The organism is Phyllobacterium bourgognense (assembly GCF_003337575.1).
In the GTDB taxonomy this organism is placed as follows: domain Bacteria; phylum Pseudomonadota; class Alphaproteobacteria; order Rhizobiales; family Rhizobiaceae; genus Phyllobacterium; species Phyllobacterium bourgognense.
This window is the reverse complement of sequence record NZ_QPJM01000014.1, coordinates 78,458-105,057: the sequence shown is the minus strand read 5'-3', so window position 1 is coordinate 105,057 and position 26,600 is coordinate 78,458. Positions and strand designations below refer to the sequence as shown.

Genomic DNA, 26,600 nt, shown 5'->3' with positions numbered 1-26,600 from the left:
AAAACTCCATTCTAAAATGACGTCAAAAATTGGTGGGCAATATTACCATATCCGGAGCTTGATCACCGGCATAGGTCTTGGGCGGATAAACGAAAGACTTACGAAAAAAATAGCTGGTATTCTATTCTATGCGAGCTAATAAGCGCTGCGATGTTCCGTCGGGACACGGCAAATGCGATGGGTATCAATGCGAATGCCCAGCACTGGGCCGGGCATTCACTTATCGTCTCAAACGGAAGGCTTACTGCTGGAAATAGCTGTACTTGCCGTCTTCGCCCTTCTTCCATTCGTACATAACGTAGCCTGGAAGCTTAGGGTCGCCCTTTTCATCAAAGGCGATATCGCCAAGGACGGTCTTGAACGGGCCCTTTTCCTTCATCGTTTTCGCAACGGTCTCAGGATCGTTCGATCCAGCTGCCTTTGCTGCATCAGCGATGACCTGTGCTGCTGCGTAGGCGTAGAGCGTGTAGGCTTCCGGCTCGAAGCCCTGCGCACGGAACTTCTCGACGAGTTCCTTGTTGGCTGGATTCTTGCTCGGATCCGGGCCGAACGTGTTCAAAGTACCCGCTACGGCATCGCCAGCGATGGAAGCAAGTTCGTTCGAGACGATACCGTCACCGGAGATGAACGTGACTTTCAGGCCCTGGTCAGCGAGCTGGCGGATAATCAGGCCAGCTTCCGTGTGCAAGCCACCCCAATAGAGAACTGTAACACCGGCTTGCTTTGCTTTGGCGATCAGCGCGGAGAAGTCTTTGTCGCCGACGTTAACGCCTTCGTACATCGCTTCCTTCATGCCCTTGGCATTCAGCGTCTTCTTGGTTTCATCCGCGAGGCCTTGGCCATATGGTGTCTTGTCGTGGACAACCGCAATCTTGGCGTCCTTGAACTTTTCGGCAATGTATGTACCGGCTACAACGCCTTGCTGATCATCGCGTCCGCAAGTGCGGAAGGTGTTCCACAATTTGCGCTCCGTGAAGACCGGGTTGGTCGCCGCAGGCGTAATTTCCAGAATGCCGTTTTCAGCATAGACTTCAGATGCCGGGATCGAAACGCCGGAATTGAAGTGGCCGATAACGAACTTCACACCGTCAGCAACAAACTTGTTGGCAACGGAAATGCCCTGTTTCGGATCCGAAACGTCATCGCCCAGTGACAGTTTAACCTGCTCGCCATTAATACCGCCGGCTGCGTTTATTTCAGCGATGGCCGCTTCTGCACCCTTTTGCAGCTGCGCACCGAAAGCAGCATTTGGTCCGGTCAACGGTCCACCGACACCGATCAGAAGGTCGGCATACGCATTGCCGCTCAAGGCGAGCATTGCAGCAAGCGCAACGCCCGATAACAGTGACTTCTTCATTTGAAAACTCCCATTTTCTAGGTACTTACCAAACCCCTCGCGACGGCTCTTTTTTCGTCGCTTGAAGATTACATTTTGCCGATTTCCCGGCGGTTGTCACGCTGATTCATTTCGCATCAGCGAGATAGGTTAAGCTCTCGTTCTGTCTTTCCAGGCGAATGGAGAAGTTTTTTCATAGAGCCAATGATATTGCCGGACCATCTGGTTGGTACGGGTATAGCGATAGCCGAGGATTCCGATGATGGTCAGCACAATCGTATCCACGATGTAGTAGTGAAGCGTGAACATCGTTCCACCAAAAAGAGCAAAGTGGATGAACCGGACAGCGATGCCTAACAGCAGCATGTAGAATATGACGATTATCAAGGGGCGCCATGTTTTGGCGCATGCTCGTCCTGCCATCCACGCGGCCCAGCCGCCCATAAGGCAGGTAACCAGTATGAACAGCCAGATTGAAGGTTCTTCGTATAAGATGCCCTGCATGGCAATATTCCCCTTGAGGCCCTTCAAGAAGGCCCTTCTCTCGTTAGTGGCGACCGCCTTCAAGATACGCGGCGCGCACTTCCGGATTTGCAAGAAGTTCCGCGCTCGATCCGCTCATCGTCACAATACCGTTCACCATCACGTAGCCGCGGTCGGCGAGCTTCAGAGCCCCGAACGCGTTCTGCTCAACCAGGAAGACCGTCAATCCGGTGGTCTTGTTCAACTCTTTGATCGCTTCGAAAATGTGCTTGATGATCAGTGGCGCGAGACCCAATGAGGGCTCGTCCAGCAGTAATAGGCGCGGACGTGCCATAAGCGCCCGCCCGATTGCCAGCATTTGCTGTTCGCCGCCCGAAAGCGTGCCGCCGCGCTGATTGATGCGTTCCTTCAACCGTGGGAATAAATCGAACACCATGCGCGAATCTTCATCGAAGAACTCAAGCTTGTCGAGGCTTGCACCCATTTGCAAATTTTCCTGCACCGTCATGCGGGGAAAAATGCGGCGGCCTTCCGGTGATTGCGCAATCCGTAGCCGCGCGATTTCATGCGTCGGCAATTGGGTGATGTCCTTGCCGTCAAAAATGACACGTCCCGTACGCGCGCGCGGCATCCCGAAGATCGTCATCATCAAGGTGGACTTTCCGGCGCCATTGGCACCGATCAAAGCGACAATCTCACCCGGATCCGCGTGGACTGTCACGCCGCTCAAAGCACGAATATTGCCGTAGTAGGTTTCAACGCCTTCAACGCTGAGAAGGGCTTGCTTTTCTGGCATTATTTAGCCCCTCCGGTCTTTTTGGGCGCCGGAGTTACCTGGCTCTGCTTTGCCAACTTCTTGGCCTGTCCAATCCAGTCTTCACGCGCGATCCGCCCATCAAAAGCAAGGTAGGCCTCAGCGGCGATGATGTCGGCCTTCTTCCATGCAGCGATCTGGTCGAAGTGGAATATTCCGTGTTCGTTGAGTTTGCGCTCGTTGACCGGCCCGATGCCCTTGATGACGATAAGCTTGTCTGCCTTGCCGCCACGCGGCTCTGCAAGTGCGTTCGCCGTTGCACCGGGTTTGATTGCCGCAGGGGGTTTTGCTGCTGGGTTGGTTGGCTTCGATTTCACGGTACTCGCTGCTGCAGGCTTGGCAGCAGTTGTGTCTGTGGCGGACTTTACAGTGGGCTTTTTTGCAGCCGTAGCTCTGGTCCGCCTGACCTTAGCAGGAGCGGAAGGAATAAGTGCGGCCGGAGCCATATCCGGATGCGCTTCCTCTATTTCGAGCAGCGCCTCGGTCGAAAGCAGGTCTACGGCCGCGGTGATATCATCGACGCCAGCGGCTTCCGCCTGTTCGATCAGTTCGACCACTTCTTCGTCCTCGACACCAAGATAAGCAGCAATGACCTTTGGATCGTTTTTCACAGTCTCAGGCGTGCCGTCCGAGATTTTCGTGCCGTATTCGAGAACAACAACGTGATCGGAGATTTCCATCACCACCGACATGTCATGTTCGATGAGGAGGATCGAAGTCCCGGTCTCATCGCGAATGTCGAGCAGAAGTTTGTTGAGCTCAGCAGACTCGCGCGCATTGAGACCTGCGGCAGGTTCATCAAGACAGAGCAGTTCGGGATCCGTACACATTGCACGAGCGATCTCGAGGCGCCGCTGCGCACCATAGGGCAGATCACCAGCCGGATCGTCGGCGCGTTCTACCAGATTGATCTTCTCCAGCCAGAAACGGGCCTTCTCGATCGCATCCGAAGCCGCCTTCTTGTAGGTAGGAAAGCCTAGCAAGCCGAGGATGGTAAAACCAGACGACAACATCAGCGGATTGTGCTGAGCGACGAGGAGATTTTCCAGAACGGTCAATCCCGAAAACAGGCGGATATTCTGGAACGTGCGCGCGACCTTGGCCTTCTTCGTGATGACGAAATCGGCCATCCGCTCCAAGAGATACTCCTCACCATTCTGACGGGTCATCGTCAGCATACCTTCGGTCGGCTTGTAAAAGCCGGTTATACAATTAAAGACCGTGGTCTTGCCTGCACCGTTGGGGCCGATAAGGGCAGTAATCGCGCCGCGCCTGGCCTCGAAGTTCAGGTCGTTGATCGCGATGAGGCCACCAAATTTCATCGAGAGCCGCTCAACGCGCAAGATTGCAGTGGGATTGTTTTGCACTTCCGAAACCATCAGCCGTGGCCTTCTTTGGTAAACTCGCTGGACACCATCTTGCGTTTATGCAGGAAGGCACTCGGTTCTCGATTGCCAACAAAACCACGCGGCTTCCACACCATGACCACGATCATCGCGAGACCGAACAGGAGCATACGATAGAGTTCGGGAGTGAAATCCGGTCCAAAGATGCGCTTTAGAAATTCCAACTCGCGCAAGAGTTCGGTGCCGCCGATCATCACTGCCGCAGCGATAGCGATGCCGACCAGTGATCCCATGCCCCCTAGAACCACGATTGCAAGAATGATAGCGGACTCGAGGAACACAAAGGATTCAGGGCTGACAAATCCCTGCCGTGCCGCGAAGAAGGAACCAGCAAATCCGCCGAACATTGCGCCAGTGGCGAACGCTGTCAGTTTCGTCGTCGTCGTATTGATGCCGAGCGAACGGCAGGCGATCTCATCCTCACGCAAAGCCTCCCACGCACGACCGATAGGCATACGGCGCAGGCGAATGGTGACCCATGCAGTCAGGAGCGCAAGGAGCAGAATAAGATAGTAGAGAAAAATCTTGTAGTAGACGCCGGAGTTCGGAAGACCAAGCAGCGCTGCGAAACCGGTTGGTCCAGGGGTGAAAGGAATGCCAAACAAGGTTGCTTTGGCGATACCCGAAATACCGAACGTGCCCTTGGTAACGACGGTCCAGTTGATCAACACCAAACGAATGATTTCACCGAAAGCGAGGGTTACAATCGCCAGATAGTCGCCGCGTAGGCGCAAAACCGGGAAACCTAGCATGATGCCCCAGAGGGCGGCGAAAATGCCCGCCATGGGCAGCAACAGCCAGAACGATAAGCCGAAATGGGTTGAGAGCAGGGCGTAGGAATAGGCACCCACAGCGTAGAAGGCGACGTAACCGAGATCGAGCAATCCGGCGAGACCGACCACAATATTTAGACCCCAGGCGAGCATCACATAGATCAGAATCTGAATGCCGAAATTATCGACATACTTCAGTGAGCCTTGCAGGCCACCCATGATAGAGCCGTTATAGGCCCAGAGGATCAGAATCACGAGGAACGGATAGATGAGCAGCAGTCCGAGTCCAATCTTGGGGAAGCTCTTGCGGAATGCGGATTGTTCTTTCTCGACGGCAGCACGCTTGTTCTTGCTGCGCGCTTCGCTCCAGGGTGTAATGTAAGCGGTCAGCAAGAACCGCCCTATGGCAGCGACAAGCACGAAGATCGCCAGCAGCCCCCAACGCTGGTTGAGAACAAGCTCATTCCGGATATTCTGATCGGTGCGGAAACCGACGATCAGAAAGAATAATCCGAAGGCGAGAGCACCGGCGAGGAGCCCTTCCTTCACAGCTTTTGCGAAGACGGAATCCGGTTCTATTTTTTGGACGTCGGCCATACGCTTAAACCTTTTCGACTTCGGGCCGACCGAGAATGCCGGAAGGCAGGAAGATCAGAACAATTGCCAAAATCGAGAATGCGGCAACGTCCTTGTAGTCGATGGAGAAATAGGCCGACCAAAGAGCCTCGATCAGGCCGATCAGCAGACCACCAACCACAGCACCAGGGAGTGAGCCAATACCGCCCAGCACCGCGGCAGTGAAAGCTTTGACGCCAGGGGTGAAACCGTCGGTGAAGGAGATGACGCCGTAGAACATGAGATAAAGCGTGCCGGCGACTGCCGCGAGCATGGCGCCCATAACGAAGGTCATGGAAATGGTCTTGTCTACGTCGATTCCAAGCAGAGCCGCCATCTTGCGGTCTTGTTCACAGGAGCGCTGCGCTCTTCCGAGCGTCGTCTTGTTGACAAGATACCAGAACGCGGCAAGCAGGATCACTGTTACGAACATAATGACCATCTGTTTGTAGGCGACAGTGATGTTCGTGCCGTAAATCGTGATGCCACCATTGACGAGCGGCGGGATCGGCTTGTTGCGGGGACCCTGTGTGACCTGCACGAAATTAGACAAGGCGATGGACATGCCGATCGCTGTAATCAATGGTGCGAGACGGAATGAACCGCGCAAGGGCCGGTAGGCCAGGCGCTCGATTGTCCAGCTCCACAACCCTGTCAGCAGCATGGCCACGATCATCATCAGCAGCAGCGCCAGAACGACCGGCACACCGCCAATAAAAGTAGTCAAGGCAAGGAAAACAATCATCGCCATAAAGGCGCCGAGCATAAAAACATCACCATGAGCGAAGTTGATCATGCCGATGATTCCGTAAACCATCGTATAACCGATGGCGATCAGTCCGTAGATTGAACCAAGCGTCAATCCATTGATCGATTGCTGGATGAAGTACTCCATCGCAACGATACCCCTCATTTTATTGGGAAGTTTTTTATCCGGTTTTTTTATCCGGTTCCCATTACCCCAATGCCTCTACACCTAGCGTCTGCGTTATAGAAAGCAACTGCTTTTTTGGCTGACACAACAACGTTACATTTGCTGGCATATATTCTCTGGAAATTTTCACCAAATTTGATGTGCAATGCAATAGAAATTCCGGCATTTCCGCTTGTGTTAGACGAATTGACTAGTCGTGCCTTAATTGCCCGGTGATCCAAAAGGAACTATTTGACCACAAAGCCGTGAGCAAAGGGGTCGCGGTCGTCTATGAAGATGGTGTTATATCCGGTCATGCGCGCCCACCCTGCGATCGACGGAATGATTGCGGGCTTTCCGGCCACGCTGATGGCCTTTTCGACCCTGCCATGAAACAGCGAGCCGATTATAGATTCGTGCACGAAATCATCGCCTGGTTTCAGCTTCCCCTTCGCCGCTAACTGCGCCATACGGGCGGATGTTCCGGTTCCACAGGGCGAACGATCGATCGCCTTATCCCCATAGAAAACTGCGTTGCGTGCATGGGCGTCTGGTTGGGTCGGTGCGCCGGTCCAAAGAATATGGCTGAGGGTATTGATATCGTGCTTTTCCGGATGCTGAAACGAATAGCGCTCATTGAGGCGCTCTCGGAGTATCGGACTCCAGCCGATAAGATCGAGCGCTCGATAGTCGGCAATATCAGTGAAATTCTCCTGGGGATCGACGATCGCATAGAAATTCCCACCATAGGCAACATCGACGAATAACGTTCCCAAATCCGGACATTCGACTTCCAGCTTCTCGGCATAGAGAAATGCAGGAACATTGGTGATTCTCACACTGGAGACGTACTGGCCGTCTAGTTCGTACTCGGCGACCACAAGGCCGGCGGGTGTATCGAGCTTGAGGATACCTGGTGTCTTCGGTGTTATTAGGCCGTGTTCGATCGCCATCGTCACCGTACCGATCGTTCCATGTCCGCACATGGGAAGGCAGCCCGACGTTTCGATGAACAGTACCGCCACATCGCAATCGTCACGGGTAGGAGGATAGAGAATCGATCCTGACATCATGTCGTGCCCCCGCGGCTCGAACATCAGTCCTGTACGGATCCAGTCGAATTCTGCGAGAAAATGCGCCCGCTTTTCCATCATCGTCGAACCGGAAAGATTGGGGCCGCCACCCGCTACCAGACGTACTGGATTGCCACAAGTATGACCATCGACACAGAAAAAGGAATGGCGCGCCATGATACTCCTTAGAAACGTTGCGGGCTGAATGGTCCGATCGGAATTGCAGGCTTTGTTCCAACAATCAAATCCGTGATCAAGCGTCCTGTCGCCGCCGATTGTGTCAGTCCAAGATGGCCGTGACCAAAAGCATAGAGAACATTTTTGCTGGTTCTTGCATAGCCGATAACCGGTAATGAATCTGGCGAGGACGGTCGATATCCCATCCACTGCCTGCCGCCCGAAGTATCAAGGTCAGGCATAAACATTTTCGCCTTCGTCAACATCGCGTCGGATCGTTTATAATTAGGTGGCAGATCCAGTCCACCAAATTCGACTGCGCCGCCGATACGGATACCAGTTTCGAGTGGCGTTACCACAAAGCCGTGGCCCGAGAAAATGAGCTGGCGCTTGAGATCGAACGCCCCCACCGGCAAACTTGTGTTATAACCTCGCTCGGTCTCCAGAGGAATTGCATCCCCCAAACTCTTTGCCAGCCGATGCGACCACGCACCAGCGGCAATAATCAGTTTTGCAGCTTTAATACGTGTGCCGTCTGTCAGCTGAATCGTCGCGCCTCTTTCGCTTGCTGCAACAGCAGTGGCTTCAGCGTGCAGAAATTCAGCACCAAGACGTGCCGCGTAAAGCCACAGGCCCTTACCCACATGTTGGGGATCACTGACCGTCTTCCAGCCAGGCACAAAGGTGCCAGCAACAAAGCGCGATGCGAGACCGGGTTGGCTTGTGGCAAGCTCCTCGCCGTGCAGATGCTCAAAGGGAATGCCCGCTCGCTTACGAGCGTTCCAGCCCGGCAGGGCAGCATTCAGTTCCTCTTCGCTTTCATAGAGTTCAAGTGAACCATCCTCGCGCACCATATGGCGAATACTTGCCCGCTCCATTAAACCGAGCATTTCCGGCTCGGCAAACCGCATTAGAGCGCCCTGCGCCTGTACGGTCCGCTCCAGCGCGTCAGCACGGCTGGCGCGCCAGAAGCGGTAGAGCCACGGTGCCAGCTTCGGCAGATATGATGGACGAATTGAAAATGGCCCGAGGGGGTCGACAAGCCAACCCGGTACCTTGGCAAGAATGCCCTTCGAAGCCATGGGAAGAATATCGGAAAATGCCAATGCCCCGGCGTTGCCGGCGCTTGTCCCTTCACAGATACCCTGCCTGTCGATGACAAGAACTTTACGACCAGCTTCCGACAAATAGGAAGCAATGGCGATGCCGACAATGCCGGCACCTATGATAACAATTTCCTTTGTGTCCGAACGTTGGCCGCCCATCAATCAGCCGACTGGCTCAGAGCGCAGGGAGTTTCGGACGGGATGCGATCGCGTCCATGACGGTCTTCTCGACAGCAGCACGTCGTTCGCCACGCAGCGGCTGACGCGGCAGGCGGACTCGATCATTGGTGCCGATTTCGTGCACTTCCGCCAATTTGATGTTCTGTACGAGGTAGGTGGAAACATCGAGGTCGAGAAGCGGGCGGAACCAGCGATAAATTTCCAGCGCCTCGGCATAGCGTTCGGCCATGACCAGTTTGTAGATAGCAACAGTTTCCTTCGGAAAAGCTGTGACGAGGCCAGCAACCCAACCGATCGCGCCTGCGGTCAACGCTTCAAACGCGAGATTGTCTACACCGGTAAAGAGGTCATACCGGGTACCGAACATGTTGATGATATCTGTCGTGCGGCGAATGTCATCGGAAGATTCCTTGATCGCGACGAAATGCTGATCCGACGCAAGTTCCGTCAGAATTTCACTCGTTACGTCGACGCGGTAAGCGATGCGATTGGAATAGATCATTACCGGCAAGTCGCCTGCCGCCGCCACAGCTTTCAGCGTCGTCACTGTTTCGTCGGGGTCTGTGTGGTAGATCGGGCTTGGAACGAGCATCAGGCCATCCGCACCAGCTTTGGCAGCACGTTTTGCCAGCGCGGCACCATCACGCGTTGCTGCTTCATTGATGGTCAGGAGCACGGGCTGTCCCTTGGCAACGCTCTGCGCAGTCTTCAAGACCTCAAGTTTCTCGTCATGGCTGAGCATCGGCCCTTCGCCGAGAGACCCTGCCACGATCAATCCGTCGCAGCCTGCATCCATCAGCAGTGCAAAGCAGCGTTCCATTTCACCATGATCGAGACTATCATTCTCAGTGAATTTGCTGGTAACTGCTGGAAATACACCTGACCACATGACACTTGCTCCTTCTTGATATATCACAAATATATCTGTAACGTTTATAGCTGTCAATCCGAGAGAACGACTTATGTATCAAACGACCATCCACACGGTTGCACAGACGGGCGAGAGCCTGGCAGAGCTCGCCTATCGCCAGTTGGAGGAGATGATCGTAACACTGAAACTGGAGCCCGGCTCGATCGTCAACGAAAGGGCACTGACGGATATCACAGGGATGGGCCGCACTCCGGTGCGCGAGGCAGTACAAAAGCTTGCTTGGGAAGGCCTCATGGAAATCCGGCCCCGTTCCGGCATCGCCATCGCCCCGCTGAATTTGCAGGATTTCGGTAAAATACTGGACACCCGCGAGGGGGTTGAACGCGTCCTCGCCCGTGATGCCGCCCGCTATGGTGCAGCTCTCCACCACAAGCGATTGAGGGAAGCCTCTGACGCCATGAGCACCGCTCTTGCATCCGATGATGTCGGTCGCTTCCTTATGGCGGACAAAATCTTCGATACTGTGCTTGGCCAAGCGGCGGAAAACCCGTTTGCTGCCCGGCTTGCATCACCGCTTCAAACCCATAGCCGGCGTTTTTGGTTCCGTTTGCAGAGACCCGGAAGCCTTCAGCAATCCGGAGGCGCTCACAAGGCATTAATCGATGCTATCATTGCCGGGGCACCGGATCGAGCTTCTGAAGAGGCCACCAAACTTATCGATCATTTGCGTACCCTGGCACCTTAGACAAAGAATGCCGCCGGAGGCCGGCGGCATTCTTGTTTCATTTCATCGTGGGGATAACGAACTCGGCACCGTCCTTGACGCCGGAAGGCCAGCGGGACGTGACAGTCTTGGTTTTGGTGTAGAAGCGGAACGCATCCGGTCCGTGCTGGTTGAGATCGCCGAAACCAGAGCCCTTCCAGCCGCCGAAGGTATAATAGGCAATCGGAACAGGGATCGGCACGTTGATACCGACCATTCCGACCTGAACCCGAGAGGCAAAATCGCGGGCCGCATCGCCATCACGCGTGAAAATTGCAACGCCATTGCCGTATTCATGTTCGTTTGGCAGACGGATCGCGTCCTCATAAGTGTCAGCGCGAACGATACCCAAAACCGGTCCGAAGATCTCTTCTTTGTATATCCGCATGTCTGACGTCACATGGTCGAACAGGCAACCGCCCATGTAGAAACCGTTCTCATAACCTTGCATCGTAAAACCACGACCATCGACCACGAGTTTGGCACCTTCTTCCACGCCGAGATTCACATAACCCTGGATGCGCTCCAGCGCCTGTTTGGTGACAACCGGACCATAATCGGCCGACATGTCGGTCGAAGGGCCAACCTTGAGGCTTTCCACACGGGGAATCAGCCGCTCGACAAGGCGGTCAGCCGTGTCCTTGCCAACTGGTACCGCCACGGAAATGGCCATGCAACGCTCGCCGGCAGAACCATATCCCGCACCAATCAGTGCATCGACGGTCTGGTCCATATCAGCATCCGGCATAATGATCATGTGATTCTTGGCGCCGCCAAAGCACTGGGCACGCTTGCCGTTCGCCGTAGCGCGCGTGTAAATGTACTGAGCAATCGGGGTTGACCCAACAAAGCCGACAGCCTTGATGTCCGGGTCGTCAAGGATCGCATCGACCGCTTCCTTGTCACCATTGACGACGTTGAAGATGCCTGCAGGAAGCCCCGCTTCGATGAAAAGCTCTGCAAGGCGCATAGGCACGCCCGGATCGCGTTCTGAAGGCTTCAGAATAAAGGCGTTACCAGACACGATTGCCGGGCCAGCTTTCCATAGCGGGATCATTGCAGGGAAATTGAACGGCGTGATGCCGGCAACTACCCCGAGAGGCTGTCGCATTGAATAGACATCAATGCCAGTTCCGGCGCTGTCAGAAAACTCGCCCTTCAGCATATGCGCCGCACCCAGGCACACCTCAACCACTTCCAGACCGCGTTGGATATCACCCTTGGCATCGGGGATTGTCTTGCCATGCTCGCGCGCTAGAAGTTCGGCCAACGAGTCATATTCGGCTTCGACCAGCTCGAGGAACTTGCGCATGACACGTACCCGACGCTGCGGGTTGGTTGCGGCCCAGGCGGGCTGCGCAGCTTTTGCATTCTCTACTGCAGCGCGGACTTCCGCCGGTGTCGCAAGTGCAACGCGGCCCTGAACAGTTCCGTCCATTGGCTGGAAAATCTCAGTCGTACGACCGCTGGTTCCGGCGACATGCTTGCCACCGATAAAATGTCCTACGTCACGCATAGCGAATAACCTCCCGGTAATAGTTGGATTTCTGTTGTTACTATCATCGCGCTTCAAAAACTTTATTGCAAGCCAAGCAAAAGCGTATCCGTTGTGCAAAAATTGAAGTACCAGTTTGAGCTGGAGGCTTTTATGAATTGGGATGATGTACGTATTTTCCTGGCTGTTGCACGGTCCGGACAGATTCTCGGGGCGGCAAGACGTCTAGGGCTTAACCACGCGACAGTTGCGCGACGGCTGACAGCGCTGGAGAACGATCTTAATACAAAGCTTCTCACCCGGCGGACCAATGGGTGTGAACTCACGCACGCAGGTGAAGAGTTTCTATTGTCTGCGGAGCGCATGGAAGCGGAAATGTTATCCATTCGCTCTTCACTCGGCGATGCCGACGTCGCCATCTCCGGGTCAGTTCGGATTGGGGCGCCGGATGGGTTTGGCGTTACCTTCCTGGCACCGAGATTGGCGTTGCTCACAGCCCGATATCCAGACCTGAAAATACAGTTGGTGCCGGTTCCCCGATCGTTCTCGCTTTCCCGGCGCGAAGCCGACATCGCAATCACGGTCGATCGCCCCGATCAGGGACGCCTCGTAGCGCGCAAGCTTGTCGATTACCGCCTCGGCCTCTACGCCAGCCGTTCCTACCTGGCCGAGCGCAAGGCGCCGCAGACGGTGGATGAACTCTCGGCGCATCGCCTTGTAGGATACGTCGATGACCTCGTCATCAGTCCGTCGCTGAACTACGCGCCTGAAATCACTCGTGACTGGAAAGCAGCCTTTGAAATTTCAAGTGCACTTGGACAGGTCGAGGCGGTGCGGGCTGGCGCAGGCATCGGAATACTCCACATGTTCATTGCGCGCGAGCATGAAGACCTTGTGCCAGTTCTGCCCGAACGCACCATTCACCGGTCCTACTGGTTGGCCTATCACGAATCCGTTCGTACACTTCGCCGCATCGCAGCGGTCTCGAATTTCATTTCCGATATAGTGAACCGTGAAAACGCGCGATTCTCCTGAATGAGGTACAGTTTCACAGGCCAAATAATGATTAACCAGCGCGGAACAAAAATCGCCAACTCGACTTTAAAATGGTGCACCATAATGGTGATTCGAAACGGTATCGGAGAGGGAAAATGTACCGATATATCCTGGCATTCGCTGTAGTTTTTGGCGGCGCGCAATTCTTGCCTGTATTGCCCGCACAGGCGCAAGATTCCGTCAGATGCGAATCGCGTAAGTTCAGATACAGGGAATGCGATGCAGACATGCGCCGCCCGCGCATTGCAAGGCAGATTTCCAAGAGACCTTGCATAGCTGGCGACAGCTGGGGCTACAATCGCGGCGCTATCTGGGTAGATAAGGGTTGTGCTGCGGTCTTCACCGATTCTAGACGCGGCCGGGACAGGTACCGGGAGGATGACCGATACGACGACCGGTACCCTCGCCGCCGGCGTGACAATGGCGTCGAACTTGAACTCGACTTTTAGGCGTTTACTCTGAGCTGAGTGCTACTGCCGGCTGAAGCCGCGAGGCGTTCCTGGCCGGCAGGTACCCGAAGACGAGCCCCGTCAAGAATGAACAGGCAAAAGCTAACGCCACCGGCCCGATCGTGAAGCTGATCGGTGCACCGAGAAGCTTTGCCAGTACTCCAGTCCCTATGCCTGCCGCGACGCCGATCGCCCCACCGATCGCCGAAACCACAAGTGCCTCTATTATGAACTGCAGCAGAATATCGCGGCGCCGCGCGCCCGTTGCCATGCGAACTCCGATCTCGCGAGTTCGCTCCGTGACACTTACCAGCATGATATTCATGACCCCGATTCCGCCGACGAGGAGCGATATTGCCGCGACAGCGCCAAGAAACAGCTTCAGCGTATTTGATGTCTCGGTGACAGCTTCGCGAATGGAGGCCATATTGGTGATGAGGGTGTCCTGTCTCTGGTGACGTTTGTCCAAAAGCGACTGGATCGTCTCCTGCGTGGCGTCGATCGCCGCCCCGTCCTTTACCTGCACGGTAATCGTCCGCACGTTGCGCTGGCCGAAAAGCCGCATGCTTCCAGTCGTCAGGGGAACCAGAACCGTATCGTCCTGATCGTTGCCGCCCATGCCTGCGCCCATTTCGCTCATCACGCCGATGATCTGGAATGGAATTTTGTTGACGAGTACATACTTGCCAATGGGATCCGTTCCGTCGGCAAAGAGCGTCTTGACCACAGTTTGACCAAGCACTGCTACCGGGGCGTAATTGGTCATGTCATCCTGATTGATGAACTCGCCCTTACCCACTGTCCAGGATTTCGCCTGCGTAAACTGCGGAACCGTACCATTGGCCGTCGTCTGATAATCGACATTCCCATAACGTACCGTCACCGTGCTCGTCATTTCCGGAACAGCGAAAGCAACATTTGGCTGTTCGAGGATGGCATCTGCATCAGCTGGAATCAGGGTCACGACGCTGCCACCCGTACCGCCGCGGAAATTGGCCATGTTCGGGCGGATCACCAAAAGATCGGATCCCATCGAAGAAATCCGGTCGAGTACAGAGTTCTGCGCACCCGTGCCGATAGCGAGCATAGCCACAACAGAACCGACACCGATGACAATACCGAGCAGTGTGAGAATTGTGCGGAACAGGTTGGCCCGCAATGCACGGAGGGCCATTTTGATAGCTTCGGAAATATCGGCGATTGCGGCAACACCCTCGAAAGCCTTTTGCTTGAGGCCTGTTGCGGCTTCGGGATTGCTGCGACCCTTTTTGGTCCGGTCCGAGATAATTCGGCCGTCCCGCAATTCGATGAGCCGGTCGGCCTGTTCCGCAACTTCGCGTGAATGGGTAATGACTATGATCGTGTGACCACTCTCGTTCATGCTACGCAGCAGCGCCATGACTTCGTCGCCGCTCTGGCTGTCGAGAGCGCCGGTCGGTTCGTCCGCAAGGATGACCCGACCGCCATTCATCAAAGCCCGCGCGATGGAGACACGTTGCTGCTGACCGCCAGAAAGCTGGTTCGGACGATGATCGAGCCGGTCCCCAAGCTTCAATGAGCTGAGCAGCGCCTCTGCCCGGTCATGCCTGTCGCGCGCCGACGCGCCCGCATAGACGGCCGGGACTTCGACATTCTCCTGCGCACTGGCGGTCGGGATGAGATTGTAGCTTTGGAAGACAAAGCCAAATGTGCGCCTGCGTAATCCGGCAAGTTCATCAGGCTCAAAGCCAGAAACGTGTTCGCCGTCGAGCAGATAAGCACCGCTGGTCGGCTGGTCGAGACAGCCGAGAATATTCATCAGCGTCGACTTGCCCGAACCGGATTGCCCGATGATCGCGACGAATTCGCCCGCCTCGATATCAAGCGATATTCCGTGAAGGACCTCAACGGCGAGGTCGCCATTGTGATACGTCTTGCTTATGTCTCTGAGCGAGATGAGGGCGGTCATCGTCAGAACATCGGCGGCATACGCATGCCGCGCTGCGAGCGATTACCCGAATTACGGCTCGTGCTTGCGCCGTTGCTTTCGCCTCCCTGGCCGACGACCACGAGTTCACCTTCCTTCAGCCCACTCTTGATCTCGGCGCTGACACGGTTGCGGACACCCACCTCTACCTTGCGAGTTTCCTGAGAGCCAGCGGTGGTCACGACCACAACCTCAGCCTTGTGAGCTTTGTCGCCGGTTCCCGCGCGACGCGATCCGTCAGAACTGCTAACTGCAGAACTTGGCACAACAAGCACATCGTTTGCAGCCGACTGTACGAAAAACACCTGCGCACTCATTGAAATCATGAGATCGCCATCAGGGTTCGGAACATCAAACAAAGCGTAGTAGAGCACGACATTGTTCTGGATATCTGGGGTCGGCTGGATCTGCCGCAACTTTCCCTTGTAACGCTTGCCTGGCTGCCCCAGCAAAGTGAAATACGCATCCATGCCGATCTTGAGCTTGCTGACATCAGCCTCCGAGACTTGTGCCTTCACCGTCATCGTCGACAAATCCGCAATCGTTGCGATCGTCGGCGCCGTTTGGCTGGCATTCAGAGTCTGGCCCTCTTTAACCGGGACAGCAGCGATCGTGCCCGCCATGGGCGCATAGATCTTCGTGTAACCGAGATCGACCTGATCACCGGCCAATGTCGCCTGCTGTTTGCGTATCTGTGCTGCCAGGGCATTCACATCCGCTTCGGCCGCCGCGAGGTCGGCGATAGCTTGATCCAGCGTAGATTGTGAAACGCTGCGCGTCGCCACAAGATTGCGCTGGCGGTCGATATTGGCCTGCTTCAGCACCAGCTGCGCGTTCTTCGAAATCAGCTGTGCCTGCAGATTGGCGAGTTCCGCCTGATCGATTTCAATCCTGTTCTGTATGGTGGCAGGATCGATCTCGCCAATAAGCTGATTTTGGGTGACCGTATCGCCAATCTCGACATGCAGCACCTTGAGCTGCCCGGACACCTGAGCGCCGGCATCTACCGACTTGATTGAGTCGAACGTGCCGACGGCGGTAACTGCATTCTCGATGTCACCACGTACGACCGCTTGAGTGATCACGGCAGTACTCGCTATTGATGCGCTGTAGTTTATCCATGCGTAATAACCTGCCCCTGCTACCGCGAGGATGACGGGAAGCCATATCCACAGACGGGACCGCTTCTTTCTTCGATCCGGCTTTAAGGTGGCCGGAATGAAGGTCACGTTGGACTCGGCAGGGGATGCCTTGCCTTGCTTGGCTATTTTGCTCATCAACCGTCCACCTTTTTGCGCCGACGAACGACACTTTTCCCGATCCATCTTAGCAAGAAATGGAGATGAGCGGTTCGCCCGAACAGTATTGAGATCATTATATTTTCGTAATGATCTCTGAGCCGCCATTATGAGTTGTGGGCATGAATGAGAGCTGAATGAATTTCAACTGCGATGGTAGGGATGACCCGCGAGGATTGTCGTCGCCCGGTAAAGTTGTTCTGCAACGAGAATACGAACAATCTGGTGCGGCCACGTCATCGCGCCAAGTGCCAAAACGACATCGGCACGATCCCTCAGTGAAGCGTCGTGTCCGTCAGGGCCACCGATCGCCATCAGGAGCTGACGCTTGCCATCATCGCGAAACCTCGCAACCGATGCCGCGAAGGCCTCTGAGGGCATCGTCTTACCGCGCTCGTCCAGGAGAATGAGCACGCCACCTTGGTCGAGTGCCTCAAGAACTTTCGCAGACTCTTCCTGCTTGCGCAGTTCTGCCTGAGACGCTCTGCTTTCCGCAATTTCGATAACGGATGTGAATTCAAGCCCGAGCGGAACACCCGTCTTTTTCAGGCGGTCCAAATAGCGATCTGCCAGCTCTCGTTCGGGGCCAGACTTCATCCGGCCCACGGCAAAGACAGTGATACGCATGGCTCACTCCGGGTTCCAGGCCTTTGGCAGCCCGAAACCCCTCCTCCGGTTCAGAACCGGCAAAATCTATCAACAGTTCAGAGCACCGTGTTGTTCGACGCTCCGATCCACCTGCTAGTGGACGGTCTCTCCGTCGAGTTCGGGAGCCTGCCACATCTTTTCGAGGTTGTAGAACTCACGAACTTCGGGACGGAAAATATGAATGATGATGTCGCCCGTGTCGATCAACACCCAATCGCCGCCGGAAAGACCTTCGATTTTGGCGTTGTTGCCATGCCCGCTCTCTTTCAGAGCACGCAAAAGTTGGTCCGCAACCGCCGCTACATGACGATGCGAACGTCCCGATGCGATGATCATATGATCAGCAATGACGGACTTGCCTCGAAGGTCGATGGGAATAATATTTTCGGCCTTTGCGTCTTCAAGACTGGCAAGGACCGATTGAAGGGCAAGAGATACGGAATTGATACCGTTCATCTCTGCCGGTGAAGGTGCCAAGGCATCCTTCTTTTGAAATGCTGTTCTCAGTGTATTTCCTTTCCCTTAAGAACAACGTAACGCAGTTTGTACCCGTACTGCACACCAATAAGATAGGCAGAGTCGCATGACAGTTTCAAGACGTCATATCGAACTAACTCGCTGTTGCGGCCATGCTCCGTATGGTGGGGCGCGTAGTTGAAACGCTGCTTCACGTCTTTGGTTTCATCACACCGTTGCGAATAGCAGTCGATGACAGCAATGACCTCGGCCCATGAATGAAAGTCCAAGCTGGCGCACGTGAACGGGCCAGGATCGGCGCGTCGTCCTCATCGATACGCGCATAACCAAACGTCTTGGCCATACGGGATGAAAGGAACGCCAAAGTGGATCCCGGACGATCGATAACAGCAATCGGAAAGGTCAAAGCGATCTTTTGCCAGCGCTGCCAGAGGTGGAAGTCCGCAAGATTGTCCGCACCCATGATCCAGACAAAATGCACACCCGGGTTGCGGGCTTTGATCATAGCCAGCGCGTCGGCGGTGTAGCGTATATTGTGGGCGGCTTCGAATGCCGTAATTTTCACACGGGGGTCGTGAATCAGTTTTTCACAGCGTTCCAGGCGATCTGCCAATGGCGCCAGATGGCGCGTATCCTTCAACGGATTGCCCGGCGTGACAATCCACCAGAGCTGGTCAAGCTTCAGGCGGCGCAGTGCAATTTCAGTCACCAGCGCGTGACCTGCGTGTGGCGGATTGAAGGAACCGCCAAACAGCCCCACCGTCATACCCTTTTCGACGAAAGGCATGCGCAGATGCGCCTTACTGACGCCTGGAAAGCTCGTTTGTAAACTTGCCTTTATCGTCACGGACGAGTCTGGCCGCTGCCGCGCACACGGTATTTGAACGAGGTCAGCTGCTCGACCCCCACTGGACCCCGCGCATGCATCTTGCCGGTGGCAATTCCGATCTCGGCGCCCATGCCGAATTCACCGCCGTCAGCAAACTGCGTAGAGGCATTATGCAAAAGAATGGCCGAGTCGATCTCGTTGAAAAACCGCTCCACGATGCGAGGGTCTTCGGCAACGACAGCTTCGGTATGATGTGAGGAATAATGATTGATATGCTGTATTGCGCCGTGCACACCATCAACGAGCTTCACTGAAATGATCGCATCGAGATATTCAGTGCACCAATCTCCCTCAGTGGCAGGTTTGGCACTCGCGAAGAGCTTCACGACTCCGTCGTCACCACGAATTTCGCAACCCGCTGAACGTAGGTCTTCAAGGAGTGGCACCAGATGGGTTGGTGCAACAAGCCTGTCGACAAGCAGCGTCTCGGCCGAACCGCATACGCCGGTACGGCGCATCTTGGCATTGACGACAATCTTGCGCGCCATCGCCAAATCAGCAGAGGCATCGATGTAGAGGTGGCAAAGACCCTCAAGATGGGCAAACACCGGCACACGGGCTTCAGCTTGTACCCGGGCAACCAGGCTTTTGCCGCCGCGCGGAATGATCACGTCGAGGTTTCCATCAAGACCTTTGAGCATTTCGCCAACGGCAGCGCGATCGGTGGTCGGCACCAATTGGATCGCGGCCTCCGGAAGATCGACAGCTGCGAGTCCCTCGAGCAAGGCTTCATGGATAGCCTTCGACGAATGTGCGGAATCCGAACCGCCGCGCAAGATCACAGCGTTACCGGATTTAAGGCATAGCGCACCTGCATCCGCAGTTACATTCGGCCGGCTCTCGTAGATCACACCAATAACGCCGAGGGGAGTGCGGACGCGTTCGATATGCAGTCCATTCGGGCGATCCCATTCGGCAATGACGTCTCCAACCGGATCCTTGAGACCGGCTATTGCACGAATGCTCGCGGAAATCCCGGCAACCCGGTTATGGTCAAGTTTGAGCCGGTCCAATAACGCTGGCGACATGCCTGCATTTTTGCCGTCCGCAATGTCGCGGTCATTGGCTTCGAGAATGTCAGCCGCACGCCTATCAACGGCGTCTGCCATAGCTGCCAGCGCTGCTGTTTTCTTGTCAGGAGACGCAGTGGCAAGAGATTGCGCGGCGGCGCGTGCCTTGCGGCCGATTTCGGCCATCAATTCGGCAACCGGCAGGTCTTTATCCACTCGTCGCACCATCTCTTACTCCTTGGCCGTCGCAGCGCGCTTTGCGGCACGCACCACCAGATCATCGCGATGGATCATCGCGGAACGGGCATCATAACCGAGAATCGTGCCAATCTCATTGGTCTTGCGCCCCGCAATCTTTACGGCATCGGCAGCGTCGTAGGCAATAAGCCCGCGAGCTGCCTCATGGCCATCGGGTCCGAACACAGCGACTGTATCGCCCCGTGTAAACTGGCCCGCAACTTCGCGAACGCCGGCAGCAAGCAATGACTTGCCGGATTTGAGAGCGACAAGCGCACCCTCGTCGATCACCAGCCGCCCGGATGGTTCAAGATTGCCGGATATCCAGGTTTTCCAGGCATTGACCGGCGTCAAGCTGGCTTTGAACATTGTGGAGCGCTCACCCCGATCGATGGCGGCCAGCGGGTTTAGCCGCGTGCCGGAGGCGATGATCATGGCTGTTCCCGCCGCATTGGCGATCTTACCCGCATCCAGCTTGGTTTTCATGCCGCCGCGCGAATATTCCGATGCGGCTGCACCAGCCATCGCTTCGACATCGGGTGTAATCGCATCAACAACGGGTAAAAATTGCGCATGAGGATTCTGATGCGGCGGGGCAGTATAGAGCCCATCGATATCTGAAAGCAGGATCAGGAGGTCCGCGCCCATCATGGTCGCAACCCGTGCAGCAAGCCGGTCATTGTCGCCATAGCGGATTTCGGTGGTGGCAACCGTGTCATTTTCGTTGATGACGGGAACTGCCTTCAATCGCAACAAGGTTCCCACCGTCGCGCGCGCATTGAGATAACGGCGGCGTTCTTCAGTGTCGGCAAGGGTCAGAAGAATTTGTCCGGCGCGCAATTTGTGATGGCTCAAAACCTCAGCATAAGCTTTGGCCAATTCGATCTGGCCGGCGGCAGCTGCAGCCTGACTTTCTTCGAGCCGCAATGCGCCCTTTGGCAAACCAAGCACCGTCCGGCCAAGCGCAATCGCGCCGGAGGATACAATCAGCATTTCCACGCCCGATGCGCTTAAGGCCGCAACGTCGGTGCCAAGGCTCTCAAGCCAATCACGCTTGAGGCCGGTGACACGATCAACGAGCAAGGCCGAGCCAATCTTGACAACGATCCGGCGATAGGACGCAAGCTTCGGTAGTGAATTCACTTGCTCTTCGCCACCTCGGAGTTGGACTGATTCCACGGACATTTTACGACTCAATATTTGAAGCGGTTATCGGCCTCGACAGGGGCTTCCGATTGACGCGATTCCAGAATGATCGCAGACAGCGCGCGCATCACCTGTTCAACGCCCTCGCGGCTGACGGATGACAACAGCATGGGCTCGCGGCCGGCCGCCTTCTTGAGCGCTGCAACCTTTTTCTTGCGCGCCGCAGCGTCAAGCGTATCGATCTGACTGAGCGCCACGATCTCCAGCTTGTCGGCTAGTCCCGCTCCATAGGCTTCGAGTTCCGTCCGGACGGTATTATAGGCTTGCGCGACATTCTCTTCTTGTGCCGAAACAAGGTGCAGAAGGACGCGGGTCCGCTCGACATGCCCAAGGAACCGGTCACCAATCCCCACCCCTTCATGAGCGCCCTCGATCAGGCCCGGAATATCGGCGATGACAAATTCTCTGGCATCGATACGCGCAACGCCGAGATTGGGATGGAGCGTCGTAAACGGGTAATCGGCAATCTTTGGTTTGGCAGCAGTGACGCTGGCTAAGAACGTTGATTTCCCGGCATTGGGCTTGCCAAGAAGCCCGGCATCGGCGATCAGCTTCAACCTAAGCCAAAGATTGCGCTCCTCCCCTTCGAGGCCGGGATTGGCGCGACGTGGCGCTTGGTTGGTCGAGGTCTTGAAATGCGCGTTGCCGAAACCGCCATTGCCGCCCTTGGCAAGACGATATCGCTGGCCGACAACGGTGAAATCGCAGATTAGCGTTTCGTTGTCGTTTTCGAATATCTGCGTTCCGACCGGTACCTTCAGAATAACATCGGCACCTTTGCCGCCTGTCATGTTGCGCCCCATGCCGTGCATGCCGGTTTTGGCCTTGAAGTGCTGCTGATAGCGATAATCGATCAATGTGTTGAGACCATCGACTGCTTCCGCCCATACATCGCCCCCTCGTCCGCCGTCGCCACCGTCGGGACCTCCGAACTCAAGAAATTTCTCGCGCCGAAACGACACCGAACCGGCACCACCGTCGCCGGAACGGATATAGACTTTCGCCTGATCAAGGAATTTCATGAAAGTTCAGTCCTTTTGATGTTCCGAGGCATTACAGTAAAATCCTCGAAATGAAAACTGGTCGCTCCGATGTTGGAGACGACCAGATTGGTTATGAAGTCCAGCTGCGAAGACCGATCCACGTCCTCCTGTCGAGCATGTAACGTTCGACAGGAACATTCCCGGCAGTGATCGAATCCATCATACCGGTGTTGGTATACTGGAAACCGCTTTTATAGATCACCCGACGTGAAGCATTGTTGGACACGCGGCAAGAAGCATAGAGTTTTTCGACTTGTGTTGCTCTGAACACCAGATCGACCAGCGCATGCGCGGCTTCGGTTGCATAACCCTTGCCCCAGTAGGATTCGCCCAGCCAGTAGCCGATCTCCAACTCTTCCTTGCGGTAAGGCGCATGTTCATCCTTGTTGCGACGATAATTTATACCGCAGCAACCAATGAACGCGCCCGATTGCGCCAATGTAATGGCATAGACGCATTTGCCGATCTCGCCCGCATTGGCGCGGCGCACGAAATCCACCGCATGTTCCTTCGTATAGGGGTGCGGCATGCGGGAAAGCATTTCGGCCACGTGAAGGTTATCGGCGAGACGGGCAATTGCATCCACATCCTCGTTACGTGGCGCTCGCAGAACGAGACGTTCCGTAACAAGAACGGGACAGTCTATCAGATCCAGCCGTTCTTCATCGTCTTCCAGTATTTCAGCAACCATTTGTCTATCCTCCAGACACGAAAGGGGAGATGGGTGGTTATCCCATCTCCCCTTTGATCTTTTGGCAGTTGCCATACACCGGGTCCGATGGGACGCCGGTGCTTCAAGCAGGACCGGCTATTCTGCTGCTTCGGCGATCGGGTTGACGATCGACACGTAGCTACGGCCGTTGGCTTTGGTGCGGAAGGAGACAGTGCCTGCTTCAAGTGCAAACAGGGTGTGATCCTTGCCCAGGCCAACGTTGACGCCGGGATGCCATTTGGTTCCACGTTGACGCACGAGAATGTTACCGGCAAGAACCTTCTCGCCACCAAACTTCTTCACGCCAAGGCGCTTGGATTCGGAATCACGACCGTTGCGTGACGAACCACCAGCTTTTTTATGTGCCATCGGATTGCTCCTCTAAATCTTGTTCTTATTCGCCCGATGCGGGCTTCTCAGCCTTGGCAGCAGCCTTCTTCGGCGCAGCTTTGGCCTTTGGGGCGGCTTTCGTCTCGCCAGAATCTGCAACTACGTCCGCAGCAGCAGCTTCAGCCTTCGGAGCAGCTTCCTTCTTCACCGGCTTTTCAGCAGCTTTCTTGGAAGGCTTCGCGCCATCGGTCAGGATTTCCGAGATACGGATCGTCGTCAACTCCTGACGATGACCGCGCGTACGCTTGGAATTCTGGCGACGACGCTTCTTGAAGGCGATGACCTTGCGTGCACGGCCCTGCTCGACGACTTCGGCTGTCACCAGCGCGCCACCGACAACAGGAGCACCGATCGTTGCATCAGCTCCGACGCCAACCATTAGAACTTCGGCGAATTCAACGATATCACCGGCGTTGCCGGCAACTTTCTCGACCTTCAACAGGTCATTGGCGGCAACGCGATACTGCTTACCACCGGTCTTGATGACTGCGAACATTTTTTCCCTTTCGGAGTCCGGTTCGGTTTAATGCCGTTTTACGGCAATAACCGTCTTTTTGTCAGTCGTGACAGATTGATCGAAAGGCACTCTTACGCATAAGAATAAAGGCACCCGAATTCAAAAACAAACGGCGCGGAGAATCCCCCACGCCAGTTGACCGGCGCTTATAGGATCAGGTTCGCTGCTGAGTCAAGAAATTTAACGCAAATTACTCTTGTATCTGGAAGCTTTGCCCGCTATCTAGCCGGTCGCACGCTCAAGCCGAGCCCTTCGGGGCATCGCGGCATCAGCCGGGTTTCACATCCGGCAAATGGATCGGGGGATATCAATCCCCCTACGCGGAGAGGTGGCTGAGTGGTTGAAAGCACCGCACTCGAAATGCGGCATGGGGGCAACTCCATCGGGGGTTCAAATCCCTCCCTCTCCGCCATAACTTCCCCACGAATTCGCTGTCCGCTCACCGATTTCGGTGTAGAATACTTTCTATGAGTGAAGCTCAGCCTTTATTCGCAATGCTCCGTCAATCGGCCACGCCCCGCGTTGTCGATGCACTGGAACGGCTCGTGCGCGAAGCGCCGGATCGCAAGCTGACCCGCATCAATGCGCTGGCCTTCGCAGCCAGCGAACAACTTGACGAAGAGCAGACGATCAGCGCCTTCCTGCAGGCATCGCATCTCGGCCTGTTCGAAATGTCGTGGAATGTTCTTTGCCCTGGCTGCGGTGGCGTTCTTGATGCGAATACCTCGCTCAAGACCGTTCAAAGCGATGAATACACCTGCGCGCTCTGTGCTGCAGGCTATGAGCCGACGCTCGACGAAATGGTAGAAGTTACCTTCACCGTAACGCCGCGTATACGCCATATCGGGGCCCACAATCCCCACCAACTGCCCGCGGTAGAATATTTCCGGCAGGTGTATTGGGGCTCGGGAGTCGATTTACCGGACGACGATTTTGAGGAAAAAGTCGACGAGTTCATTGTTGAGTCGCTTGAACTGCCCCCCGGAGAAAAGGCGGTTATATCGCTGCATTTGCCACGAGCTTTCATTATCGTCTTTGAACCGGTAACCCACGCCGCTCAATTCTTGGACTTGACGGGCGAGCCGACCAAAGAGCGGCAGACCGTATCGCTGGTATTTGACCGCGCGCATCGTCACAGCGAGACCATCACCTTGCGGCCGGGCCCCTTGCGGATATCAGTCGAGAATCATACCGACGTTCGCACGCTTCCATCAGTGTGCCTGGCCAATGATGCTCTTCACACAATGCTGGGCAAACGCCGCCCCTTCCTTACCGCCAAGTCTCTACTTTCCAATCAGACATTCCGCGATATCTACCGCACCGATACTATCGACGTCGACCAGAAGCTGCGGATTACCAGTCTCACGTTCCTTTTCACGGATCTTCGCGGTTCGACCGAGCTCTATGAGAGGGTGGGTGACCTGGCTGCCTTCGATCTTGTGAAGGCCCATTTTGGCGTACTCAACGAGATTGTCGGCGCAGAGGCAGGTGCTGTTGTAAAGACGATCGGCGACGCCGTAATGGCGACCTTTCCAACACCCGACCGGGCATTGGTGGCGGCGATGCGGATGCGCGATGCCATGCTGCGACTAAACAAGGAACGTGACAGCGAAGACCTGCTCTTGAAAATCGGTATTCACGAAGGGCCGTGCATAGCTGTCAGCCTCAACGAGCGTCAGGATTATTTCGGGCAAACTGTTAACATTGCTTCGCGGGTGCAGCACCTTGCGACGTCGCACGAGATATTCGCCACTGGTTCGGTTCTCAACGATCCGCGTGTTTCCCATGTCCTCACGGATCGTGGTCTCAAGCCGATGTCGCAAACCGTTACTCTTCGCGGCATCACGGATCAAATCAGTATCTTTACGATTCCCTGAACCGGATGCTCATAGCTGCTTGCCATCGGACTATTTCAATGCTTTCAGGCAATCGATTTTGGTTAGTCCCAATTGTTTAAGGACAGAACAGCCAAATAAGTGCCTAATATAGCCACAAAAGCCGCAAAGGCATGGTGAGGGCATTAATCATGGGTTCAATATCGATCGCGTTGGTCGACGATCATCCGCTTTTGCTGGCGGGCGTGGTCAACCTCTTTGAAGTAAACGACGATTTCAAGGTCGTCGCCAAGGGAACGACTGCCGATGATGCTCTTCAAATAAACAGAAAGCTTCGTCCGGACGTTATGGTCCTCGACCTGTTCATGCCCGGCAACGTCTTTGAAGTAATTACCGAAATCGTCACGAAATCGGGCGGCACGAAAGTGGTGGCGTTTACCGCCATGACTGCAAGCGACTATGCAGTGCGGGCACTCAATGCTGGTGCCAGTGGCTATATCTTGAAAGGCAGCAGCGCCGAAGAACTCATTCAAGGAGTAAGGGCGGCCCATAGTGGCGAAACCTACATCACTCCAAGTTTTGCCTGCAAGGTCGTCGAGGCCTTGAGAATTGCTTCTTTGCGGCGGATGTCTGCGGGTCCCATCAAGTTGAGCATACGTGAGGAGCAGATCGTTCGCCTACTGCTGCGAGGGTTTACAAATCGCGAAATTGCGGTTGGGCTGGGCATCGGAGAGAAGACTGTCAAGAACTACATGACAATTCTGATGCAGAAACTGCACGCCCGAAATCGGCTCGAAGTCCTCATTGCCGCCCAGAAGCTCGAGGTCGGCGGCCAAAGGGAACCAATGTCGCGCCACTAGAA

At 55.3% G+C, this 26,600-nt stretch carries 26 protein-coding genes and 1 tRNA gene; 6 read left to right on the top strand and 21 right to left on the bottom strand.

The window, feature by feature from the left end; all coding sequences use genetic code 11:
• Window positions 1-241: 241 nt before the first annotated feature.
• The 9 genes from C7476_RS20780 to C7476_RS20740 all read right to left on the bottom strand — a co-directional run bounded on the left by C7476_RS20780 (window position 242) and on the right by C7476_RS20740 (window position 9,765).
• Entirely contained in the window at window positions 242-1,357 is a 1,116-nt protein-coding gene (locus C7476_RS20780; protein WP_114431767.1) for a branched-chain amino acid ABC transporter substrate-binding protein, read from the bottom strand.
• A gap of 129 nt (window positions 1,358-1,486) precedes the next feature.
• Window positions 1,487-1,840, bottom strand: coding sequence for a DUF6867 family protein (locus tag C7476_RS20775; protein ID WP_114431766.1), 354 nt, complete (start codon window positions 1,838-1,840; stop codon window positions 1,487-1,489).
• Window positions 1,841-1,883: 43 nt separating this feature from the next.
• The gene (locus C7476_RS20770) at window positions 1,884-2,615 is read right to left on the bottom strand and encodes an ABC transporter ATP-binding protein (protein ID WP_114431765.1); all 732 of its coding nucleotides are present in this window, start codon (window positions 2,613-2,615) and stop codon (window positions 1,884-1,886) included.
• Window positions 2,615-4,012, bottom strand: coding sequence for an ATP-binding cassette domain-containing protein (locus C7476_RS20765; RefSeq protein ID WP_114431764.1), 1,398 nt, complete (start codon window positions 4,010-4,012; stop codon window positions 2,615-2,617). Before C7476_RS20765 ends, C7476_RS20770 begins: the two co-directional genes overlap by 1 nt.
• Entirely contained in the window at window positions 4,012-5,409 is a 1,398-nt protein-coding gene (livM, locus tag C7476_RS20760) for a high-affinity branched-chain amino acid ABC transporter permease LivM (protein WP_114431763.1), read from the bottom strand. The genes C7476_RS20765 and livM overlap by 1 nt, the downstream gene beginning before the upstream one ends.
• Before the next feature lie 4 nt (window positions 5,410-5,413).
• Complete coding sequence (locus tag C7476_RS20755) at window positions 5,414-6,322, bottom strand: branched-chain amino acid ABC transporter permease (protein ID WP_114431787.1); 909 nt, start codon at window positions 6,320-6,322, stop codon at window positions 5,414-5,416.
• Between the two features lie 266 nt (window positions 6,323-6,588).
• Entirely contained in the window at window positions 6,589-7,590 is a 1,002-nt protein-coding gene (locus tag C7476_RS20750; RefSeq protein ID WP_114431762.1) for a 4-hydroxyproline epimerase, read from the bottom strand.
• Window positions 7,591-7,598: 8 nt separating this feature from the next.
• Window positions 7,599-8,855, bottom strand: a complete 1,257-nt coding sequence (locus tag C7476_RS20745) for an NAD(P)/FAD-dependent oxidoreductase (protein WP_114431761.1) — start codon at window positions 8,853-8,855, stop codon at window positions 7,599-7,601.
• A 16-nt stretch (window positions 8,856-8,871) separates the two neighbouring features.
• Window positions 8,872-9,765: a dihydrodipicolinate synthase family protein gene (locus tag C7476_RS20740; RefSeq protein ID WP_114431760.1), complete on the bottom strand. Its 894-nt coding sequence runs from the start codon at window positions 9,763-9,765 to the stop codon at window positions 8,872-8,874.
• 73 nt (window positions 9,766-9,838) lie between these two features.
• Between C7476_RS20740 and C7476_RS20735 the strand changes: the two genes are divergently transcribed.
• Window positions 9,839-10,492 carry a GntR family transcriptional regulator gene (locus C7476_RS20735; protein WP_114431759.1) on the top strand — a complete coding sequence of 218 codons (654 nt, stop codon included), beginning with the start codon at window positions 9,839-9,841 and terminating at the stop codon, window positions 10,490-10,492.
• A 37-nt stretch (window positions 10,493-10,529) separates the two neighbouring features.
• Here C7476_RS20735 and C7476_RS20730 read toward each other — a convergent pair whose 3' ends face one another.
• Complete coding sequence (locus tag C7476_RS20730) at window positions 10,530-12,026, bottom strand: CoA-acylating methylmalonate-semialdehyde dehydrogenase (RefSeq protein WP_114431758.1); 1,497 nt, start codon at window positions 12,024-12,026, stop codon at window positions 10,530-10,532.
• A gap of 132 nt (window positions 12,027-12,158) precedes the next feature.
• On the opposite strand from C7476_RS20730, the gene C7476_RS20725 reads away from it, so the two are divergent.
• Together C7476_RS20725 and C7476_RS29515 are read left to right on the top strand one after the other, a co-directional pair.
• Window positions 12,159-13,040: a LysR family transcriptional regulator gene (locus C7476_RS20725; RefSeq protein WP_114431757.1), complete on the top strand. Its 882-nt coding sequence runs from the start codon at window positions 12,159-12,161 to the stop codon at window positions 13,038-13,040.
• Between the two features lie 71 nt (window positions 13,041-13,111).
• A complete protein-coding gene (locus tag C7476_RS29515; RefSeq protein ID WP_114431756.1) occupies window positions 13,112-13,510 on the top strand; it encodes a DUF3011 domain-containing protein in 399 nt (132 codons plus the stop codon).
• Window positions 13,511-13,514: 4 nt separating this feature from the next.
• Here C7476_RS29515 and C7476_RS20715 read toward each other — a convergent pair whose 3' ends face one another.
• From C7476_RS20715 to rplU, 11 genes are all read right to left on the bottom strand, one after another.
• Window positions 13,515-15,458, bottom strand: a complete 1,944-nt coding sequence (locus C7476_RS20715) for a MacB family efflux pump subunit (protein ID WP_114431755.1) — start codon at window positions 15,456-15,458, stop codon at window positions 13,515-13,517.
• 2 nt (window positions 15,459-15,460) lie between these two features.
• Window positions 15,461-16,753, bottom strand: a complete 1,293-nt coding sequence (locus C7476_RS20710) for an efflux RND transporter periplasmic adaptor subunit (protein ID WP_114431754.1) — start codon at window positions 16,751-16,753, stop codon at window positions 15,461-15,463.
• A 165-nt stretch (window positions 16,754-16,918) separates the two neighbouring features.
• Window positions 16,919-17,401: a 23S rRNA (pseudouridine(1915)-N(3))-methyltransferase RlmH gene (gene rlmH / locus C7476_RS20705; protein WP_114431753.1), complete on the bottom strand. Its 483-nt coding sequence runs from the start codon at window positions 17,399-17,401 to the stop codon at window positions 16,919-16,921.
• A 114-nt stretch (window positions 17,402-17,515) separates the two neighbouring features.
• Window positions 17,516-17,878 carry a ribosome silencing factor gene (rsfS, locus tag C7476_RS20700; protein WP_112531036.1) on the bottom strand — a complete coding sequence of 121 codons (363 nt, stop codon included), beginning with the start codon at window positions 17,876-17,878 and terminating at the stop codon, window positions 17,516-17,518.
• Window positions 17,879-18,089: 211 nt separating this feature from the next.
• Entirely contained in the window at window positions 18,090-18,686 is a 597-nt protein-coding gene (locus tag C7476_RS20695; protein ID WP_114431752.1) for a nicotinate-nucleotide adenylyltransferase, read from the bottom strand.
• Window positions 18,687-18,742: 56 nt separating this feature from the next.
• Window positions 18,743-20,026, bottom strand: a complete 1,284-nt coding sequence (locus C7476_RS20690; RefSeq protein ID WP_114431751.1) for a glutamate-5-semialdehyde dehydrogenase — start codon at window positions 20,024-20,026, stop codon at window positions 18,743-18,745.
• A gap of 3 nt (window positions 20,027-20,029) precedes the next feature.
• On the bottom strand, window positions 20,030-21,178 hold the full coding sequence (gene proB / locus C7476_RS20685) for a glutamate 5-kinase (RefSeq protein ID WP_425374014.1): 1,149 nt from the start codon (window positions 21,176-21,178) through the stop codon (window positions 20,030-20,032).
• Between the two features lie 50 nt (window positions 21,179-21,228).
• Window positions 21,229-22,263 (bottom strand): GTPase ObgE, encoded by a 1,035-nt coding sequence (gene obgE / locus C7476_RS20680; RefSeq protein WP_114431749.1) that lies wholly within the window; start codon window positions 22,261-22,263, stop codon window positions 21,229-21,231.
• Window positions 22,264-22,354: 91 nt separating this feature from the next.
• Entirely contained in the window at window positions 22,355-22,975 is a 621-nt protein-coding gene (locus tag C7476_RS20675) for a GNAT family N-acetyltransferase (protein WP_114431748.1), read from the bottom strand.
• A 117-nt stretch (window positions 22,976-23,092) separates the two neighbouring features.
• The gene (rpmA, locus tag C7476_RS20670; protein ID WP_112531041.1) at window positions 23,093-23,365 is read right to left on the bottom strand and encodes a 50S ribosomal protein L27; all 273 of its coding nucleotides are present in this window, start codon (window positions 23,363-23,365) and stop codon (window positions 23,093-23,095) included.
• Window positions 23,366-23,390: 25 nt separating this feature from the next.
• On the bottom strand, window positions 23,391-23,882 hold the full coding sequence (gene rplU / locus C7476_RS20665; protein ID WP_114431747.1) for a 50S ribosomal protein L21: 492 nt from the start codon (window positions 23,880-23,882) through the stop codon (window positions 23,391-23,393).
• Window positions 23,883-24,225: 343 nt separating this feature from the next.
• Here rplU and C7476_RS20660 point away from each other — a divergent pair.
• The 3 genes from C7476_RS20660 to C7476_RS20650 all read left to right on the top strand — a co-directional run bounded on the left by C7476_RS20660 (window position 24,226) and on the right by C7476_RS20650 (window position 26,598).
• Window positions 24,226-24,315, top strand: a tRNA-Ser gene (locus C7476_RS20660).
• A gap of 55 nt (window positions 24,316-24,370) precedes the next feature.
• A complete protein-coding gene (locus tag C7476_RS20655; RefSeq protein ID WP_114431746.1) occupies window positions 24,371-25,780 on the top strand; it encodes an adenylate/guanylate cyclase domain-containing protein in 1,410 nt (469 codons plus the stop codon).
• A gap of 149 nt (window positions 25,781-25,929) precedes the next feature.
• Window positions 25,930-26,598 (top strand): response regulator, encoded by a 669-nt coding sequence (locus C7476_RS20650; RefSeq protein ID WP_114431745.1) that lies wholly within the window; start codon window positions 25,930-25,932, stop codon window positions 26,596-26,598.
• Window positions 26,599-26,600: the final 2 nt, after the last annotated feature.